We start from the raw sequence: 19,391 nt of genomic DNA, 5'->3' as shown, positions 1-19,391 counted from the left end.
AAAAGATATACCATTAGTTTTGGTTTATTTTTACTTTTTTATCCCTAAAACTTTTAATCCAAGCGTTTTCTTATCATTGACATTGGCGGAACCCTTCTGTCAAAAGGAATAAAAAGCCGCATATTAGCATTTGGTGTGCTGTCTATCTCTTTCATTTCTGCATTATATATAATATCGGCTGATAAGGGTATTGACTCACCGCCTGGTATCATGATCTCAAGCTTATCGCCCTTATAAAACTTATTGCGCTGTGATGCAATAATAAGTCTGTTATCGTCGTCATATCCGTCAACATAAGCGACAATACCATAGCTTCTTATATAACTGCTGGATGCCTGTATCTGCCCATTCTGCGGCAGTCCGTCGGCGAAGCCTTCATAATATTCACGATGGCTCACCTTTAAAATCTCATCATACCATTCCTCTTTAAAAGTATATTTATCTGGGTTCGATAGATATGCGTCAATAGCCCTCCGGTATGCCCCCACAACGGTCGCGACATAAAATTCGCTTTTTACTCTGCCCTCAATTTTAAAGCTCATTATTCCGGCTTCAACTAGTTCCGGTATTCGCCGAATAAGACACAAATCCTTTGAATTAAAGATAAACGTCCCCTGTTCATTCTCGTAAACGGGAAAATACTGTCCGGGACGTGTTTCTTCCATAACGCTATATTTCCAGCGGCAAGGCTGGGCACAGTCTCCGCGGTTAGCATCACGCCCCGCAAGGTAATTTGACATAAGACAGCGTCCTGAATAAGACACACACATTGCTCCATGAACAAATGCTTCAAGCTCAAGACCTAGCGGTGTTAATTCATGTATCTGTTTCATTTCTGTGAGAGACAATTCACGTGCCAAAACCACCCTATCAGCTCCAAGCTCATGCCATTTTGAGCAGGACATATAATTGACATTATTGGCCTGTGTTGAAACGTGTATTGACAAAGATGGCGCAGTCTTACGTACAAGGTCGAATACACCAAGATCGCTTACTATCACAGCATCAACGCCGCAGTCTGACAAAGTTCTGATATAGTCCGGCATTTCTTTTATTTCATCGGAACGAGGATATGTGTTCAGCGTGACATAAAGTTTAACCCCGCGCTCATGGCAATACTGTGCCCCTTCTTTTAAATCCTCTGCTGTGAAATTTTCGCTTGCGGTTCGAAGCCCAAAACGTTTTCCACCGCAATAAACCGCATCCGCCCCATAAGTCACAGCCACTTTAAGCTTTAACAGCGAACCTGCAGGGGCAAGCAGTTCTATTTTTCTTTCCATAATATCTCCTACTGACCAATTACAGCGTCGGTGCCGCGCGAAGAATTTGCCGCTTTGACAGCCTTGTTATGCTCGGCAAGTGTTTTTGAAAATGTGTGAACACCATCTTTGTTTACAACAAAGAAATAATAATCTGTTTTATCAGGATTAAGTGCGGCTTTAATAGATGCAATCCCGGGTGATGCAATCGGACCGACCGGCAGTCCTTTGTATTTATAAGTGTTATAAGGGCTGTCTATTTTAGTATCTTCTATAGAAAGTATTTCTTTTCTTTCTTTTAAGACGTACTGAACAGTCGCGCATGACTGCAGGTAAGGATATTGTTTGCTGTTCAGTCTGTTCGTAAATACTGATGCGACCTTTCCCCTGTCCTTATCGTCAGCTGCCTCTCTTTCGATTACAGAAGCAAGCGTTACAACCTGATCGACAGTCATTCCCTTTTCTTTTGTCAAAGCCAAAAGTTTAGAATCGTATTTACTTTTAAAATTATCAAGGAATGCCTTTATAACGACGACAGGATCCTCTCCGACACTGAATTCATAGGTATCCGGGAAAAGATATCCCTCAAGGTAATTTGCTCTTTTGGGAATATCCTTTAAAAAGTCATAATCAAATTTATAGGTATCAATAGTCTTTTTTAGGTCCGCAGCACTGCAGATTTTGTTCTGTTCCAGTATTTGGAGTATCTCTTGCTGTTCCTTGCCCTCAGGAATCAGCACTTTTACTGCACTGGTTGTGGATGTCTTTTTAAGCGCAGTAATGATCCCGAGATAGTCCATTTTTGTATTAAGCTCATATCTGCCATACTTAAATTTACCATCATTCTTGGTCATTTGTGTGAATATCTTAAAAGCAAACTTATATTTAATGACCCCGGCGTCTTTTAAAGATGATGCAATTTCACCTGTTGATGCACCGCGGTTTATATTTACCTCTACTGCGCTGTCGGGCTTTGATAATGCCAGCGCGTCATTTGCAACACTAATAATAAATACAGAAAGTATCAGTGAAATCAGAAGGATAGTCATTGCATAGATAAACGTACGGACATACATCTCTTTTGCTGCCTTTTTTCTCTGAAGTTCCCGCGGGTTAACCGCAGACACATCCATTGTTGCAGACATCTCCTGTCTTGACATTCTTTTTCTCATAGACTTCTCCTTATTTGTGTAACCAAATTTGTAAGCAGACATAGTATAAAGCAGAGACTAAAAGCGAGGTGAAATATATGTGCTTTAGAAACCTTTGTGATAATGACAGCTTTTGGATCATCGCAATTATTACAATCATCATCATCTGCTGCTGCTGCAACGATTAGTCTACTTTCCATTGCTGGTGCAGGCAAGGTTTCACAGCCTGTACCAGCCGTATTTAAAGAAATATAAGACAAGCCGGTAAGAATACCAAATCATATGCTGTGAAAAATACGTAAAGAGTATAACACAACAACGGCTAAAAAGTGAATAGATATTATTTAAATATCAAGAACTTTTACTGTGTACCTATAACAAAAGCAGCTAATGCTGCTTTTGTTATATTATTTATCCGTATCATGGAACTGCATTCTCTGCATTACGTTGTCCGCTGTCTCTTTTCCGCACAAAATCTCCGCAAGCTTATATCCAAACTCAAGGGAAGCACCCGCGCCCTTTGCAGTAATTATATTATCGTCTACGCAGACCGTCTCGTCAGAGCAGATCATGCCCTCACACTGATCCTCATATCCCGGAAAACATGTAGCTCGTTTTCCGCGCAGCATGCCGCGCTTCCCCAAAATTGACGGTGCGGCGCAGATAGCGGCAATGAGTTTACCGTTTTTGTTCATATAATGAAGGGCATTCATGACTATTGGATTTGCCTCAAGATTTGTACAACCTGGTCCGCCCGGAAGAATAATCATATCCGCTTTTGTAACATCAACATCTTCAGGCAATACATCTGTGTTTACGCTAATACCGCGGGCGCTTTTTATTGTTTTTCCTCCAACGCCGACAGTCTTCACCTCGACTTTTGCCCTTCTTAAAATATCAATAGGGGCAATTGCCTCAATATCTTCAAATCCATTAGCTAGAAAAATATAAACCATATTTTATCCTTCTTTCATCAATCAAGCATCATATTTGCATAAGGAACTGCTTTTCCGCCGCCCGACATTATAAGTTTAGTAAGCATCTGCACGGTCAAATGTCTGCTGGATTTACCGCTGCACTGCGCTGCTGTGCCGTTTTCAACTATATAAACCCCATTATTCTCAGGAATAAGAGGATCTTCAAGCTCAAATTTAAGTGAAAGCTCCGGGTTATCCCTGGCAAGTCCGGCAACAGCGGGAAGTGCTCCGGCAATACGGGCAAGTGCGGAAGGAATTGTTACAGAATGTCCGGGATGAATAAGCCCGGGTTTAAAACGGAATGTAAATAGCTGCGCATCAGGATAATCACGGAGCAGCGTTGAAACTGCACCTGCAAAATCATTTTCATCAGCAGAATAATCCTTTATGATAACGCCAAGCCCTGATTTTCTAGTAAACATATAACCGCTTGGCCCGATATAAAGCCTGCCGCCTGCATTCTGATTCTCATAAAAAGTATATCTGAACACTTGCACATCACGCAAAAGTGAATATTTTCCTTTATTTAATACATCAAATACGTCACGGGAAGGCTGTTTCTGCCATATAAAAGTTGGTAAAGGACCAGCCTTCTCAAAAAGTTTTTTCCTTTTTATTTGAAAAGAATTTAATTCAAAAGCATCCGTAAAGCCAAATCTTTCATAGTATCTGTAAAGCGACGTATTTGCCGGAAGAACCGTGCAAAGCGGAATTTCTTTTTCTGCGAAATATATTAGCCCATCCTTTATTAATCCAGACATCAGGCCTCTTCCCTGAAACTCCGGTAATGTCATTGCAGCATAAATATAATATGCCGGCAAAACCTCTTTTTCAAGGCGATAGTTCATTTTTATAAACGCTGCGCTTGAAACAAGGTTATCGCCAACATCATTTTTTAAGAATAAACTTTTATCGAATAAATATTCAAAGAATAAATCTATATATTCATCCGAATCAAAGAATATTTTTTTCCAATTTTCCTTTAAACTTGGAATATCGCTTTCATTAACAAGTGTCATAAACTTTCCTAATCTAAAAAACAATTTCGAATTTTTCGACTAGCTTTACAGGATTATATGATAATTTAGCTTTTCTTAGACCCTCAATCCCAACATCGTCTTCTCTATTTAAATATTTATAATTTGGTTCAAGTGCCAAGGCAAACTGGTTGTTGATCGCGGCATATGTGCCTTCAAACCCGCTGAGCGCCTTTTCAAAATGTACTATAAACATATCCGAACCGTCATACTGAGGAGTACCTGCCGTAAACCCTGCTGGCGACCCGTCGACAAAAGCAATAAGGCCCCTGCCCTTGAGTTCGTCCATATGATCGATCAGATTCTCAAGTGCACATCTTTCAAACTTAATAGTTTCTTCTGCGCACATATCGTTTTCCCTGCACCATTTACGATTGATTTCCTGGACAAGTCCTTTGTTTTCAGCTGTTATCGGTACGAATTCTGACGTATGGATAGTCATAAATTTATTTATATGATTACGTTTTGCATGAAATTTTTTGCCCTGTAGGTTTGCAAGATCGCTCGAAAGATATAAATAATCGAAATAATCCCTTTTCTCCGTAACTTCAACCTGAAAATTTTCTGAAACTTTCTTTGAAAATTCAGCTGACGCGCAGACAATACGCAGCTTTTCACCTTTTTCTTCAGCATAATTTTTTAATTTTTCAATAACAGAAATAATATTGCCCGAGCCGCATGGCTGATAAAACAGCATCTCACCGTTCCTAAAAAGTCTTACAACAAGGAACCCATCCATAAAGGCAATATGAGTATCATATACATCCTTCCACAGATACAATATGCCAAAAGAACTCTCAGTATTATATCTTCCGCTTTTGCTAAGATATTCGTTTACCTTATCTCTATCTTCAATTGTTATCTTCTTAAACTCTATCATCTGTTCTCCAATACAGCTTTGAGCATTTCAAAAATTTCATCATTAAGTTCATTTATGTTTTTTATTTTGCCGTCTTTAATACACGAAACCATCGTCCAGTTAAGTTTTGGGGCAGCCGCATATGCCGTTTCATAACACCGTTTAAGATAGTCTTTGTCCTTTTCGTGAATATCTTTCTTACCATCGTCGCTGTTATAACGAACATTCAAAAGCTGTTCTGAATATTCCGGCGGCATATCAAGGAATATCACTGCATCAGGTTTTGGAAGCCCCATAATGCCATATTCAAACTCTTCAAGCCATTTCAGATATTCGTTCCATTTTTCACGTGGCAGTTTCGAGCACTGATGTATAGCATTAGAAGTCGTATATCTACCGGTAAGTATAACTGAACCACTATTATAATCTTCTCCCCAGTCTTTTTTAAAGGACGCATACCGATCCACTGTGTAAAAGACAGAGGCTGCATATCCGCTGACATCTTCAGGCTTGTTTCCAAACTCTCCGTGAAGGTACATCTCGATAAGAGCCGATGATTTAGTATATGTCGGAAACTCGATTTGTCTCACATTATACCCGGCATCAGCAAGTCGTGAGCCGAGCAGCTTAACCTGTGTCGATTTGCCGCTACCGTCAAGCCCATCCACCACGATCAAAAAACCTTTTTTATTCACGATTCTCACCAAGCGTCTTAAATTTTTTTCTAACCTCAGTCATTTGTCCGCAAGCCATTTTCCCTTCCGGGCAAGGCTTTGTTAAGCATGACGGCCCTGCAAATTTAAATATCGAAGGCGCAACTTGTCTAACCAGCCTCAGCATCTCAGTCGCAACCGCTCTGATCTCCCATTGTGCACGGTTGCAACAGCGTAGATTGAAAAAGTTAATTAATGACCTTGCGTTCATCGTTACAAGCATTTTTGTATCACAGGCGTTTGGAAGAACAAAGCGCGCATCTTCAATAGCTTTTTTGCCCGCAGCCCTTTCCGCTTCCTTTTCATCCATGCCACCAGCAATAAGCTATTTTTTATGATTTTCCTTCAGTATTGCTGTCAAATTATCATAATGCCTCTGATCCTCTTCCATTGCAGCAAGAAACTCAGCTTTTGCCTCAGGAATCTTATCGATCTCAGGCGGAAGCACATATTCAAAATGACCTTCTTTTACATAGCGCTGGCTCTGCACACTGAAAGAGGCAATGCGGTGACGTGTGATCTGAGCAAGCAGGGCTCTAGAAACGCCCTCGATCCCGAAAGTAAATGATACGTGTTCGATCGGGCTTTCATGGCCTAGCTGTGAAAGCATTTCAACAAATTCGCGCGCCGATTCATCACTTATTTTGCCCTGAAGATCCTCTATTGTGCACGCTGAATAGCATATTCGGGCAGCGGCGGCAACGATTTTTTCCGGTTCAGGCGTATGAGTAATTAATGTTACCTTCATAGTACTCTCCAAAGCTATTTATTTCTATTCTTCATCTTATTTACTTCGATTATATAAGCGGGCAGTTTCAGCATCCTTTTAAAACGTTTTGGCTCTTTCAAGAGTCTATAGAACCACTCAAGGTTCATTTTAACGAAAAATTCCGGCGCGCGCTGAGCTGTTCCAGCCATAACATTCACTGTTCCGCCCAGTCCCAGCATTACACCAACATCCAGCCTGTCACGATTGTTGAACATAAAATGTTCCTGTTTAGGTGCGCCGAGACACACAAAAAGAACGTCAGGCTTTGCAGCCGAAATGGTCGGAATGACGTCATCATCGCTTTTGAAAAAACCGTTGAGCGTTCCGCAAATATTGAGTTTCGGGCATTTCGCCTTTATATTGTCCGCCGCTTTTTCCGCGACCCCTGGTTCAGACCCGAAAAGAAAAAGTGAAAGCCCATTTTTCTCAAGTTCCGGAAGAAGGGCGGCAGCAAGATCACAGCCTGCAACTTTGCATTTGAGGGGCGTGCCCAAAATTTTTGCTGCAAGCACGATGCCGGCACCGTCCGGTACTATCATATCAGCTTTGTTTAATGTTTGCAAAAACTCATTGTTATCGAGAGCGTCTTTTGCTATTTCAGCGTTAGGGGTCACTACGACTGATGGCTGCGTTCTGTCCTGAGCAAATTTTATAACAGCGTCAACCGCTTCACTCATAGTCACATTTCCAACAAGCAGCCCCGCAACATTGATTTTTTCCATTATAACCTCCGAATTTTTACTATGTATATTTTAGCCTAAAAAAACCCCACTGTAAAGCGGGGTTTAAAGCAGTAAAGCCGCTATTACGAATACCGTTTTGATTTCACCGCGGTATAAGTGTTTTTCACGTCTTTAAGCGAGCTTGATAGCACTTCCTGAGTTTTTGTAAGAATCAGGTCGACATATTCCTCAGCAGCCCTGATCTCATCACGCATTTTTGCCTCATGCTCAGTGCGTCTTTTAGTGATCTCGTCCTGAGTTTCACGAATGTGCTTTGCGGCATATTCATTTGCATTTGTGATGGCCTCTCCGGCACTTTTCTTAGCATCCGCCATAATATTGTTAGCCTGTGAACGTGCCGCATCAAGCATCTCATTTGCCTGCTGTTTAGCTGACAGTATTATTTCCTCCTGACTAACGAGCAGGCGCGCCTTTTCTTCCGCGTTCTTAGTGATTATATCAGCCTCACGGCGAGCAGCTGCAACGATATCGTTTCTTTCGCGCACGATAGCCTCTGCCTGTTTCAGCTCAACGGGCAGACTTTCACGCATATCATTTAAGAGCTCTGTCAGCATTACCATGTCCACAACGCATTTTCCACTTGATAGTGGAACCTTAAAGCTGTCGTCAAGAAGCTCGTCAAGCTTGTCCATATATTCGTATGTATTCATACCTGCTCCATTCTGCCGAAAAACGGCACATTAATTTTATACTCTTTGCTTCATAAAAGCATGCTATTTTTTGAATTTATCGGTAATAATTTTACAGATCTCTGGAGGAACAAATTTTGAAATATCCCCGCCAAGCGACGCAATCTCACGCACAAGACTCGAGCTTATATGGATATTGTCCCCTCGAGAAGCTATAAGCATGGTTTCAATGCCGGTCATCAGATTGTTTGCTTCCGCCATTTGTATCTCAAAATCAAGATCGCGGGCATTTCTAAGTCCTTTTACTATAACGCCTGCTCCAATTTTTTTTGCATAATCGACAACCAGCCCCTCTGCGGTGTCCACCGACACATTAGGCATATCCTTCGTAATAATTCTGAGCATTTCTGCGCACTCATCAGAAGTGAATGTCTGAACCTTAGCTGTATTTTTTATCACCACTACACGTACATTTTCAAAAACATCAGCGCACCGGCTTATGATATCAAGATGTCCTTTCGTCGGCGGATTAAAGCTTCCCGGTATAAGTGCGGTAACCAAATCTATTCCCCCAAACCGTTTCTAAAATAACGGATGACGACCCTTCCATACTTTGCTGTCTTCTGAAGCGTTATTTTCCCAAACTCTGAAAAAACCTCGTCAGGCTCGTCACTTTCACAGATTACAACTGCATTGTCTGATAACGCGCGTGTCTTACTCAGCAGTTCCAGAGAAGCATTCACAAGTCCCTTGCCATATGGAGGATCTATAAAAACGAGATCAAAAGAATTTTCACGCAGCGTCTTAAGATAAGCCAGAGAGTCGCAGACTTTTACCTCTGCCTTATCTGTTAAATGTGTCGCAAGCAGATTTTGTCTTACAATATCCGCCGCATTTCTTGACGCATCAATAAAAACAGCATGTGCTGCTCCGCGGCTCAATGCTTCAATACCCATCTGCCCGCTTCCTGCAAACAGATCGAGCACACGTTTGCCTGTCAACTCATTAAAAAGGCTTGAAAAAATGGCCTCTTTTACCCTTTCTATGGTCGGACGGGTATCAAGCCCGCTGAGCGTTTTCAGGTTTGCGCCTCTTGCTGTTCCGGTTATTACCCTCACTTGCGTACCTTCTTTTCCCTTTACTCTATATTAGTATGATTTTCCGTAAAAATCAATCTATAATTGCTCAAAATAACGCTTAACAGACAGTGCTGCGGCTTTGTTCATACCAGGTGTATCAGCAAGCTGGCGTATATCAGCCTCTTTAATATTCTGCACCGATCCGAATTTAATAAGCAGATTTTTTATGCGTTTAGGTCCAAGCCCCTTAATATTGTCAAGTTCAGTTTTTACAACCTTCTTTTTATGCGTTTTGGCCTGAAATCCAATAGCAAACCGGTGCACCTCTTCCTGAATCGTCGCCACAAGCGTAAACGCCGGAGACGTCATCTTGAGCTGCGCCTCACCGTGCTCGTCTGTGATCCCACGCGTCTTGTGCTTATCATCCTTCACCATTCCGTAAACCGTAAGTTGTATTCCGTATTCCGAAAGAACGCCTTTTACCGCTGAAACCTGTCCCTTTCCACCGTCAACAAGCAAAAGATCGGGCAGCATTTCAAAACCACGGCTGCCGTCCTGATAACGCTTGATCCTTCTTCTGACTACTTCCCTCATGGATTCATAGTCATCTTGACCCTCAAAGGATTTTATTTTAAACTGCCTGTATCCGCTTTTGTCCTTCTCACCGTTTGAGAAAAGCACGATCGCTCCTACGTTATCTCCGCCACCCATATTTGATATGTCGATAGCTTCAATCCGTGACGGAATATTTTCAAGGCAAAGTACATTTTGGAGGTCTACAATCGACTTTGCCGCCTTTTCCTCACGTTTAAGAGCAAGCCTCACAGTTTCAGCAGCGTTTTCAGAAACCATATGCACCGTCGCCCTTAGCTCACCGCGCTGTGGCACTTTAATGTGCACCTTCGCCTCGGTCTTATCTGAAAGATACTGCCCTATAAGTTCCATATCTTCACACTCAAATGGAAGCAACACCTCGCGCGGTATATCGGCGCGCATTGCATAAACTTGCTTTAAAAACCCCGCAAGCCCCGCCGCCTTGTCATCAAAATCCGCCCGTAACAGACTGTAATTTACCTTTGATATTATGCGTCCGCTTCTTACAACAAAAAGAGTTGCCACAGCGCAAAACTCGTTGTCGGCATATCCAATCACATCTCGGTTGACGGAAGGCGCTGCAACGACCTTTTGATTCCCTGAAAGCCTGCGAACAGCAGATATACGGTCACGAAGTTTAGCCGCTTTTTCAAACTGTTCCTTTTCAGCGGCTTCTTTCATATGACGTTCCATTTCACATATAGCGCTTTCATAATTACCCTCTAAAAAGCTTATAACGCTTTCTATCGTCGCCTTGTATTCGTCACGGCTTACCTGTCCCGAGCAAAGCCCTATGCAGTTGTCTATTGCAAAGTTAAGGCACGGTCTGCCACGTCCTATATCGGACGGAAATTTGCGTTTACAGGAGGGCAGCTTGAAAGTAGCCCGCAAAATACTAATTATTTCTCCGGCATTTCCCGTATACGGACCAAAATAGCGAGCCTTGTCGTTTCCTCTGCGCCGCGTAATTTCAACCATGGGATAATCATCGTTCATGTTGATTTTAATATATGGATAGGTCTTATCATCCTTGAGCAGGATGTTATAATGGGGTTTATAATGCTTGATCTCCGAACACTCCAGCACGAGCGCTTCCATTTCACTGCCGGTAATTATATAGTCGAAATCAAACACATCGGCAACCATTCGTTTAACTTTAGGAGTATGGCTTTCAAGCGCGTTGAAATACTGTGAAACACGGTTTTTCAGTATCTTCGCTTTTCCAACGTATATTATTTTGCCGCCCCTGTCCTTCATAAAATATACGCCGGGTTTTTCGGGCAGATTCTTCACTTTTTCTTTTATCCGCAGCAGTGTTTCTCCGTCCAAGTTCACCCCTCCAGTGATAGTAAAAAAGCTGCGTCTGACGACACAGCCTGTTATTTACATTATAAAGTTAAATTATTCGTTAAAATTGGAATTAACAAGTTCGATAAGAGCGTTTACGGCAAGTTCCTCGTCAGCGCCGTCAGCACATATCATTATTTTTGTTCCCTTTTGGATACCGAGTGATAAAACACCCAAAAGGCTTTTCGCGTTAACACGTCTGTCGTCTTTTTCGACCCATATTGATGATTTGAACTCATTTGCCTTCTGAATAAAAAAGGTTGCCGGTCTTGCGTGTAAGCCAACCTGGTTTTGAACGGTTACCTCTTTAGAAAACATATTATCACGCCTTCCCAATATCAACATTTCATTATAAATACAGAATACTAAAAATGTAGTGCAAAGTCAATATAAAATTAGTTGGCATATATTATTATTAGTTAATTTGCTCAACTTAAGATCACTTATGAAAACTCTTTTTGTTCAACGTTTCAACATAAACCTGTTCGATTGATGCTGTCATCGCTCGTGCTGTGAAATCATTTTCATATCGTGACCGGCTGTTAATACTCATCATGTTATAAATCTCATTATCTGTAAATAAAAGTGTGATCTTGTCAGCCAGTGCATACGGGTCACCGACTGGGACTACATATCCGCATACTTCATTTTCCACCACGCCGCGGTTCCCGCCCGCATCTGTAACGACACAAGGCTTACCAAGACTCATAGCCTCGATCAGCGCGAGGCTGGTCGCCTCCGATAGAGAGCTGTTGACTTCAATATCAATGCAGTTCACGAGTTCGCCTATATTTTCCAGAAAGCCAGTGAACAATACACTCTCTTCAAGCCCTTTTGCTTTAACGAGTTCCTTAAGTTCCGCTTCACGCTCTCCCGTTCCTGCAATAAGAAATTTTGCCTTGATGCCTTTTTCAAGAACTAGCCTAGCCGCCTCGACAAAATATTCATGTCCTTTTACAGCAGAAAGGCGCCCAATAATCGCCGCAGATTTTTCATCCTTACCTATTCCAAATTTTTTTCTGAGCTGATCCCTTCGTTTTTCGTCAATTGGCCTAAGGGGTGCAACTCCGTTTAATACGACATGCACTTTTTCAGGTTTTACACCTGCTGAAATAAGCTCGTCCTTTGCCGCATCAGCCACTGCTATCACGGCGTCGGTAGTTGAGTTATTGAGCCATGCATTAAAAGCCTTTCCCAATCCCTTCGAAAAAAATCCGGTTGGCGTAAAAAGGCTGTGCCTCGTATATACTACTGCCGGAACACCTGCAAGGCGCGCAGCTATGCGCGCTGAAAGGCTCGCATGCGTATGCACAATGTCAGGCTTTTCCTTTTTGAACAGCTTATATAAAATTCTTATAGCGGATGGATCAAGCGACTTGTCACGCATGCCGTCTATTTCAATTATTCTCGCTTTTTTTGCTGAAACAGGTGCCTTTAAAAGACTTCCTCTAGGCATGACAACGGAGACGTTGAATTTCTTTTTATCATACGCATCAAGATATGTAAGCAGCACTTTCCCCGCGCCGCCGATATTAGTATCACTTGATACTTGAAGAACTTTATACATTACTTGCTTCCTTTATCCATTTTAGCTGACGAAATAACTGTGCTCGTAGTCTGAAGCCGCTGAGTATTTATACCAAGCGTACCGCCTGGTGCTACAAGCCTGAACCCGTTTAGAAAGTTCCCGTTTTCATTGCATTTGCCTTTGCCCTCGACAGTAAGAGTCATATCGTAATATTCAGGTGATGGCTGCTGTGAAAATGTGCCGTTCAGATTTTCAATAAGCGTCATATTAGGCTCAATTTTTTTATCTGCAACGGTTCCGATCTCAACGCCTGTTTCTGAATCATAAATTACGTCGCCAATATTAACGGCATTATAGGAAAAATCGCGAATCTTATATATTTTAACTTTAAATTCTATAGCAGAATCCTTAACATCGGATTTCACAGCACTTAGAAGGTTTGTCTTAGCAGCCATTCCGGCAAGAGCAGCGATAACAAATAAAATTATCGCAACATCCAAAATATTAAACAGGCCGAATAATTTACTCTTTTTCATTCTGTCCATTTTTATACTCCTTTATTTGTGCCGGCATTGTCAGGGTTTACTACCGTTATTATGCCTGAACCCGCGAAATCTTTAGATTGGAAAAAAATCTGAGAACCAACGCCCATAACTGTTCCGTTAATTGTAATTCTTCCGTTCTGCAAAGTGGCTTTATCCGATGTGCAGCGAAGTGTGACCGAATACTTTCCCGGTACTTCGGACATTACTTTCTGCCCGGAATTGTAGTTTGTAAGTTCCTTTTTATATGGGCTTACCTGAACGCTTTTTATAACACCAAGATCGGTCTGCTGAACGGCATTCTTAATTGAATCGCCAACTGTTGCGCAATCCTTTATTGCCGCATCTACATCGTTAACCTCTATCTCGAAATCCACTTTGTAAGTATTAACTTTAGCATTTGCATGCTGTACAACAAATAGCACTGCGCCAATAGCGGCAACAAGTACAATTATTATCAGAATGTCAAATACATTGAATTTACGTTTAACCACGTTTTCCATAAGTATCCTCCAAAATTTATTCTTGATCCTCGGCTCTTCCCCACTCGAGAAGATAACCCCGGTATAAACCCACCGTAAGTCCAAGTATTGTCCAGAACATTAAAAATATTCTGTAGTTATACCATACGTTATCCGTAAGTCCCTGGAGAACATACGCCAACATTCCAACTCCAAGCGCGGTTATCATGTTTTTAGTATCTACATCATCAATATCGAATCGGCTGCCCAATACTCTTTTGAAGTAAAAAACCAAAATAAACAGAAAACAGATAAACCCTAAAAAGCCCATTTCAACAATTATATTTAAAAACAGATTATGTGGGTGAAGGGCGTAAGCTGCCCCACTGAGCGCATATGCAGGATACACCTGTGTAAATATGTCTGTTCCCGTTCCAATCCCTGTGACCCAGAAATGTTTAAGCATACGTAGTGTTCCTACCCATATGTTCACACGATATGCTGTAGATGTATCGGACATATTTCCGATACTTGAAATTCTTCCTACAACGGAATGTGGGAGTACTGCGGGTAAAAATGGCACCGCCAACAGACATAACGTCGCTAATTTAATAAATACTTTATTTATAATAAGCAGATACAATCCAAACGCAAGGATAAACGCGAGCCATGCGCCCCTCGAATAAGTGTATACAAGCGCCAGCCCCATAAAGAAGATACTAACTATCCATTCATATCTTCCTCCTGTTTTTTTGCCGATCAAAAGAGCAAATGCAACCGGTATAAGCAGAATCAGAAATTCTCCGAAAACATTCGGGTTTTCAAACGTGCCTATGACTCTTGCCGTTATATCAGAAAACATACTGGTATCGACCCAGACGAGAGAGTTTCTAAAACCAGAAAAATACTGGTATACGCCGACAATTGCCGAAATCGTACCAGATGCAACGCCTGCAATTATTGCACGCATTGCCCAGCTTTTGCTTCTCATCGTGTTCGCGGCGACAAAGTATACCAGAAGAAAGATTGCGTAAAGCATTGTCGGATAGAGGCTTTTGATAGGATTTAAGGATGTTGCGCAGCCAAGCAGCAGCATTACGATCAAAAACATCAGCACAGCGACATCAAGCTTATCGAACGTAACCGAACGCTTTCCTCTAAATAGTTTGAACGCAAATGCAAAAATAACAAGCATCGAAACAAGCAGCATCAGCTTAGTCGATAAAAAGGGAAGTGTAAAGAGCAGCAGGATCATTCCGAACTCAGGCATGTTTAAAACCAGAACTGCCGCAATAAGCGCAATAAACGCAAGCGGAACATAATGAGCAGGAACAAACCATGCAAATGCGGCTGATAAAACTGCTAAAAGGCAAGGAATCAATGGTGAATGAACCGTTTTATTTACGGCTAGCTGTTCATTACGAATTCCTGCAACATTAAACAGAAGTCTGCTTAAAATAAAACTTCTTCTGACAGACTGATACAGTGAGTGTTTATAAGTCATCATAAGTATGCCCATGAACAGGAAAGACGCTGAATACACAGCATTAATGGCAATATTCAGATTGCCGAGCTGTCCGGCAGCTAAAGCCCGAATTACTGTGACAGCCGAAACTGTAAAAGCATAAACAACACAGCCGATCCCCCATGACATAAGTGACAAAGACATTAAGTATAAGAAAAAAGCTTTTAACTTCGCCATTAAAACGCTTTCTTCAACAAGACTGGCAAATTTCTTTTTAGACGCAGCGGATTTTGCCCCAAGCATAGCAAACAGAGCTGCAAATGCGCTGCCCTCTTTTAGGTTATGAAGACTGCTGTCAGTATTTAAGTATGCTGAAAGCGCCGACGTATTTGCTTTATCATAAAAAAACTCAGCAATACGGCCACCAATTTTATTAAAAAAACTACCTGTTAAAATTTTATTCCCGCTCATTTTTATCTTGCTAGCAGTATTTTTTGCATTAATGCTCACCTAATCACCACACTCTTTTTCAATTTTGATTTCACTAATAAGTTTTAAATCCTCTTTATCCGGACACAGCCTGTCCATTAAATCTGGACGTCTCTCCATAGTGAGCCGAAGGGATTCTTTTCGGCGGTAGGTATTGATATTTTTTTCGTGTCCGCTGAGCAGCACGGACGGCACATCGTGTTCCATAAAAGAAGCCGGCCGTGTATACTGAGGATATTCAAGAAGCCCGCTGTAAATGCTTTCGTCTTTATAACACTCTTCATCGGAAAGCACGCCGGGTATAAGCCTTGCCACACAGTCTATAAGGCAGAGTGCAGGAAGTTCCCCTCCTGTCAGGACAAAATCTCCTATTGAAATCTCTTCATCGACGCACATATCAATTGCCCGTTGGTCTATTCCTTCATAATGCCCGCAAAGAAGCGCGATTTCCGAATGCTTACTGAGTTTTTCTGCCATAGTCTGAGTAAATTTGTTGCCTTTGGGCGAGAGATAAATTACATACGGCTTTACTCCAAGGTTTTCTTCCACAGCCTTGACGCAACTGAAAACAGGCTGCACCTGCATTACCATTCCCATTCCACCGCCGTAAGGATAATCATCTACCCTGCGGTGTTTGTCCTCGGTAAAATCACGAATATCCCATAGGTTAACTTCAATATGACCGTTTTTCTGTGCCCGGCCTATGATGCTTTCTTCTGTAAATGCGGTGCACATTGACGGGAACAGTGTCATCAAATCGAATCTCATAACTCAAACAGACCCGCAAGCGGAGTGATTTTCATCACACCGCCCTCTATATCGACCTCTTTGACAACTTCCTTGATCCCTGGAATAAGTGTATCCGTTCCCTTATTGTCTGTAACAGTATACACGTCGTTTGAGCCGGTGCTCTGCACCTCTGTTATTTTGCCGTATTCCCTCTCAGTTCCAGCGTCTATGACGCTAAGCCCGACAAGATCCTTAACATAGTATACGCCTTTTGGAAGGACAACTTCCTCACGATTTATATAAATAATCTTATTAATCAGATGAAGCGCATCGTCTATGCTTTCAATGCCTTCGAACTTTACGTTCACAAAATTCTTATGCACCTTTGAATACATCACTCCGAGGGGCACACCGTCTTTAAGATAAAGCGTCTTGAATTTTAGCAAAAACTCCGGAGTGTCGCACCATGGTTCGATCCGCACCTCACCTCGTATGCCATGGGTGTTGACTATCTTTCCCGATTCCAAGTAAGCCTTCTGCATTTTGCCTCCCTCTAAAACAAGTCAGACTGTTTCAAAGCGGCATTTTATTAAATGCAGTTTTGAAACGGTCTGACGGGGGCGGAAAACCACCCCCGTCTATGTCCTAGTCGACAATGTCGACGATGACCTTTTCATTTTCCTTTGTTGCTGCGGCTTTCATGAGCAATCTTATTGCCTTTGCAATGCGGCCCTGTTTGCCGATAACACGACCCATATCCCCGTCCGCGACACGCAGTTCGTAAACCACTGTTCCGTCGTCCTTGTTCACGACAGTTACGTTAACGGCTTCCGGCTCGCTGACAAGATTTTTTGCAAGCGTTTCAAGAAGTTCCTTACACATAAATCCTCCATACGGGCAAAAAGTGACCCGTCAACATTATAAAATGCCGTTTTTCTTGAGCAGTACTTTAACCGTATCGGTCGGCTGTGCTCCGTTTTTGATCCATGTGTTCACCTTATCGGCGTCCACCTTGAACTCTTTCGGCTCAACCATAGGATTGTATGTTCCGACTTCCTCGATAAATCTGCCGTCACGCGGATATCTGGAATCAGCAACAACAACACGGTAAAACGGTGTTTTCTTAGCGCCCATTCTTCTAAGTCTGATTTTAACTGCCATTTAGTTCACCTCCCTACTTCCATACCTTTTATACTTATTAAAATTTCAAGTATAATCAATTAAAACGGGAGACGGAATTTGCCGCGTTTAGGCATTTTCCCTCCGCCAAACTGCTTCATCATTTTCTTCATCATATCAAAACGTTTCAGAAGCAGGTTTACATCTGACACCTGTGTTCCACTGCCTTTTGCGATACGCAGACGCCTGCTGCCATTTATCAAATCGGGGTTCGCCCGCTCCTTCGGCGTCATTGACTCTATTATAGCGCCGGCTTTCTTCATCAGATTATTATCTATCTGTGCATCTTTCAGTGCTGCTGAGTTCACGCCTGGGATCATTCCTGCTATCTGATCCAAAGGTCCCATATTTTTCATCTGCTGCATCTGTTCGTAAAAGTCGCCGAGGTCAAAAGACTGTTCGCGAATCTTTTTCTCAAGTTCTACAGCTTTCTTTTCATCGAATGCCTGTTCTGCTTTTTCTATAAGGGTCAGCACATCACCCATGCCCAGTATCCGGTTAGCCATCCTGTCAGGATAAAACGGTTCAAGATTATCCAGCTTTTCGCCAGTCCCCACAAATTTTATCGGTTTTCCAGTGACATATTTAACCGAAAGCGCTGCGCCGCCTCTTGTATCGCCGTCTGTTTTTGTAAGGACGACGCCGGTAATCCCGAGCGCCTCGTTAAAAGCAGATGATACATTTACAGCGTCCTGTCCTGTCATCGCATCGACGACAAGCAATATTTCAATCGGATTTATAGCTTTCTTAACATCTTTAAGCTCGTTCATCATTGCCTCGTCTATATGCAGACGTCCGGCAGTATCCAAAATGATAATATCATTACCGTGTTTTTTTGAATGCGCAACAGCCTCTTTAGCAATCGTTACAGCTGACGTCCCCTCCGGCATAGAAAAAACCGGAACGCCTGCGTTTTCCCCGACGATCTGAAGCTGTTTTACAGCGGCGGGACGATAGATGTCGCATGCCGCTAGAAGCGGGCGCTTTCCCTGCTTTTTAAGGTGAAGCGCAAGTTTGCCGCTATGCGTGGTCTTTCCCGAGCCCTGAAGTCCAACCATCATAACGATCGTGGGCGGTGCAGGGGATATCTCAAGTTTGCTCTGCGTTTTTCCCATGATCTCACAGAGCTCGTCATTTACTATTTTAATTATCTGCTGAGCAGGCGTCAGGCTTTCAAGTACCTGTTCGCCAACAGCACGCTCAGTCGTCCTGTTTACGAATTCCTTAACGACCTTAATATTGACGTCGGCCGCAAGCAGCGCAAGCTTTACCTCACGCATTGCCTCTTTGACATCGGCCTCGGTCAGCTTGCCCTTGCTGCGAAGCCGTTTGAAAGCGGCATTCAATTTATCCGATAAAGATTCAAAGAGCATCAGGTTCCTCCGGTTATTTTAAAGCCTTCTCGGCTGTTTCAAGCGCTGTTGCCACAGTTTCTTCTATTGGGCGGGAGAAGTATGAGTCAATGTTGAGCTGCCTGATATGCGACAGATGTTCTGAAAGTTCTCCAATGGTTTCTTCCAGAAGAGCCATTCTGTCCGCAAGCCCGAGTTTTTCCTCTAGTTCAAGTATATATGCCTCTCCGCGTTTGATGCTGTCTCTGACGCCCTGGCGGGTGATATGCGCATGTTCTGCGATTTCGGCGAGTGAAAGATCCTCGTCATAATATAATTCCATGACCTCACGCTGTTTATCCGTAAGCATAGCTCCATAATAATCCATTAGCAGAGCCATGCGAAGATCTTTACTTTTCATACTTGCACCCCCATATGTAAAGCAAATTGCTTTTACAGTATACTCAAAAGAATGTATATTGTCAATATCAATACCGCAATTTATTGATA

21 protein-coding genes and 2 pseudogenes are annotated in these 19,391 nt (G+C 42.4%); all 23 read right to left on the bottom strand.

Annotated features, from left to right (window positions below):
• Nucleotides 1–53 precede the first annotated feature (53 nt).
• The 23 genes and pseudogenes from Q8865_02740 to Q8865_02630 all read right to left on the bottom strand — a co-directional run bounded on the left by Q8865_02740 (nucleotide 54) and on the right by Q8865_02630 (nucleotide 19,302).
• Nucleotides 54–1,280 carry a U32 family peptidase gene (locus Q8865_02740; protein ID MDP4152345.1) on the bottom strand — a complete coding sequence of 409 codons (1,227 nt, stop codon included), beginning with the start codon at nucleotides 1,278–1,280 and terminating at the stop codon, nucleotides 54–56.
• A gap of 8 nt (nucleotides 1,281–1,288) precedes the next feature.
• Nucleotides 1,289–2,431, bottom strand: a complete 1,143-nt coding sequence (mltG, locus tag Q8865_02735; GenBank protein ID MDP4152344.1) for an endolytic transglycosylase MltG — start codon at nucleotides 2,429–2,431, stop codon at nucleotides 1,289–1,291.
• A 386-nt stretch (nucleotides 2,432–2,817) separates the two neighbouring features.
• Nucleotides 2,818–3,366: a DJ-1/PfpI family protein gene (locus tag Q8865_02730; GenBank protein ID MDP4152343.1), complete on the bottom strand. Its 549-nt coding sequence runs from the start codon at nucleotides 3,364–3,366 to the stop codon at nucleotides 2,818–2,820.
• A gap of 17 nt (nucleotides 3,367–3,383) precedes the next feature.
• Nucleotides 3,384–4,406 (bottom strand): GNAT family N-acetyltransferase, encoded by a 1,023-nt coding sequence (locus Q8865_02725; GenBank protein ID MDP4152342.1) that lies wholly within the window; start codon nucleotides 4,404–4,406, stop codon nucleotides 3,384–3,386.
• 13 nt (nucleotides 4,407–4,419) lie between these two features.
• Nucleotides 4,420–5,304, bottom strand: a complete 885-nt coding sequence (locus tag Q8865_02720; protein ID MDP4152341.1) for a phosphatidylglycerol lysyltransferase domain-containing protein — start codon at nucleotides 5,302–5,304, stop codon at nucleotides 4,420–4,422.
• Nucleotides 5,301–5,978, bottom strand: coding sequence for a deoxynucleoside kinase (locus Q8865_02715; GenBank protein MDP4152340.1), 678 nt, complete (start codon nucleotides 5,976–5,978; stop codon nucleotides 5,301–5,303). The genes Q8865_02720 and Q8865_02715 overlap by 4 nt, the downstream gene beginning before the upstream one ends.
• Nucleotides 5,971–6,744 (bottom strand): annotated as a pseudogene (thyX, locus tag Q8865_02710) (FAD-dependent thymidylate synthase). Before thyX ends, Q8865_02715 begins: the two are co-directional and overlap by 8 nt.
• A 14-nt stretch (nucleotides 6,745–6,758) precedes the next feature.
• The gene (locus Q8865_02705) at nucleotides 6,759–7,487 is read right to left on the bottom strand and encodes a WecB/TagA/CpsF family glycosyltransferase (protein ID MDP4152339.1); all 729 of its coding nucleotides are present in this window, start codon (nucleotides 7,485–7,487) and stop codon (nucleotides 6,759–6,761) included.
• An 83-nt stretch (nucleotides 7,488–7,570) separates the two neighbouring features.
• The gene (locus Q8865_02700) at nucleotides 7,571–8,158 is read right to left on the bottom strand and encodes a hypothetical protein (protein MDP4152338.1); all 588 of its coding nucleotides are present in this window, start codon (nucleotides 8,156–8,158) and stop codon (nucleotides 7,571–7,573) included.
• A gap of 63 nt (nucleotides 8,159–8,221) precedes the next feature.
• On the bottom strand, nucleotides 8,222–8,698 hold the full coding sequence (gene coaD, locus Q8865_02695; GenBank protein ID MDP4152337.1) for a pantetheine-phosphate adenylyltransferase: 477 nt from the start codon (nucleotides 8,696–8,698) through the stop codon (nucleotides 8,222–8,224).
• A 2-nt stretch (nucleotides 8,699–8,700) separates the two neighbouring features.
• Nucleotides 8,701–9,270, bottom strand: a pseudogene (rsmD, locus tag Q8865_02690) (16S rRNA (guanine(966)-N(2))-methyltransferase RsmD).
• A gap of 42 nt (nucleotides 9,271–9,312) precedes the next feature.
• The gene (gene uvrC / locus Q8865_02685) at nucleotides 9,313–11,139 is read right to left on the bottom strand and encodes an excinuclease ABC subunit UvrC (protein ID MDP4152336.1); all 1,827 of its coding nucleotides are present in this window, start codon (nucleotides 11,137–11,139) and stop codon (nucleotides 9,313–9,315) included.
• A 72-nt stretch (nucleotides 11,140–11,211) separates the two neighbouring features.
• A complete protein-coding gene (locus Q8865_02680) occupies nucleotides 11,212–11,475 on the bottom strand; it encodes an HPr family phosphocarrier protein (GenBank protein ID MDP4152335.1) in 264 nt (87 codons plus the stop codon).
• A 121-nt stretch (nucleotides 11,476–11,596) separates the two neighbouring features.
• The gene (locus Q8865_02675; GenBank protein MDP4152334.1) at nucleotides 11,597–12,724 is read right to left on the bottom strand and encodes a glycosyltransferase; all 1,128 of its coding nucleotides are present in this window, start codon (nucleotides 12,722–12,724) and stop codon (nucleotides 11,597–11,599) included.
• Nucleotides 12,724–13,230, bottom strand: a complete 507-nt coding sequence (locus Q8865_02670; GenBank protein MDP4152333.1) for a DUF4330 domain-containing protein — start codon at nucleotides 13,228–13,230, stop codon at nucleotides 12,724–12,726. Before Q8865_02670 ends, Q8865_02675 begins: the two co-directional genes overlap by 1 nt.
• A 2-nt stretch (nucleotides 13,231–13,232) precedes the next feature.
• The gene (locus Q8865_02665) at nucleotides 13,233–13,730 is read right to left on the bottom strand and encodes a DUF4330 family protein (protein MDP4152332.1); all 498 of its coding nucleotides are present in this window, start codon (nucleotides 13,728–13,730) and stop codon (nucleotides 13,233–13,235) included.
• 16 nt (nucleotides 13,731–13,746) lie between these two features.
• Nucleotides 13,747–15,624: an O-antigen ligase family protein gene (locus Q8865_02660; protein ID MDP4152331.1), complete on the bottom strand. Its 1,878-nt coding sequence runs from the start codon at nucleotides 15,622–15,624 to the stop codon at nucleotides 13,747–13,749.
• A 39-nt stretch (nucleotides 15,625–15,663) separates the two neighbouring features.
• On the bottom strand, nucleotides 15,664–16,410 hold the full coding sequence (trmD, locus tag Q8865_02655; GenBank protein MDP4152330.1) for a tRNA (guanosine(37)-N1)-methyltransferase TrmD: 747 nt from the start codon (nucleotides 16,408–16,410) through the stop codon (nucleotides 15,664–15,666).
• Nucleotides 16,407–16,913 (bottom strand): ribosome maturation factor RimM, encoded by a 507-nt coding sequence (gene rimM, locus Q8865_02650; protein MDP4152329.1) that lies wholly within the window; start codon nucleotides 16,911–16,913, stop codon nucleotides 16,407–16,409. The genes trmD and rimM overlap by 4 nt, the downstream gene beginning before the upstream one ends.
• A 103-nt stretch (nucleotides 16,914–17,016) precedes the next feature.
• Nucleotides 17,017–17,253 (bottom strand): KH domain-containing protein, encoded by a 237-nt coding sequence (locus Q8865_02645; GenBank protein MDP4152328.1) that lies wholly within the window; start codon nucleotides 17,251–17,253, stop codon nucleotides 17,017–17,019.
• Between the two features lie 36 nt (nucleotides 17,254–17,289).
• The gene (gene rpsP / locus Q8865_02640; protein ID MDP4152327.1) at nucleotides 17,290–17,532 is read right to left on the bottom strand and encodes a 30S ribosomal protein S16; all 243 of its coding nucleotides are present in this window, start codon (nucleotides 17,530–17,532) and stop codon (nucleotides 17,290–17,292) included.
• A 59-nt stretch (nucleotides 17,533–17,591) separates the two neighbouring features.
• Nucleotides 17,592–18,923 (bottom strand): signal recognition particle protein, encoded by a 1,332-nt coding sequence (ffh, locus tag Q8865_02635; GenBank protein MDP4152326.1) that lies wholly within the window; start codon nucleotides 18,921–18,923, stop codon nucleotides 17,592–17,594.
• A 13-nt stretch (nucleotides 18,924–18,936) separates the two neighbouring features.
• Nucleotides 18,937–19,302 carry a YlxM family DNA-binding protein gene (locus tag Q8865_02630; protein MDP4152325.1) on the bottom strand — a complete coding sequence of 122 codons (366 nt, stop codon included), beginning with the start codon at nucleotides 19,300–19,302 and terminating at the stop codon, nucleotides 18,937–18,939.
• Between the last annotated feature and the right edge of the window lie 89 nt (nucleotides 19,303–19,391).

Source organism: Bacillota bacterium, assembly GCA_030705925.1.
Classification (GTDB): Bacteria; Bacillota; Clostridia; order Oscillospirales; family Feifaniaceae; genus JAUZPM01.
The sequence above is the reverse complement of the archived record's forward strand: the minus strand, read 5'-3'. Positions and strand labels throughout refer to the sequence as shown.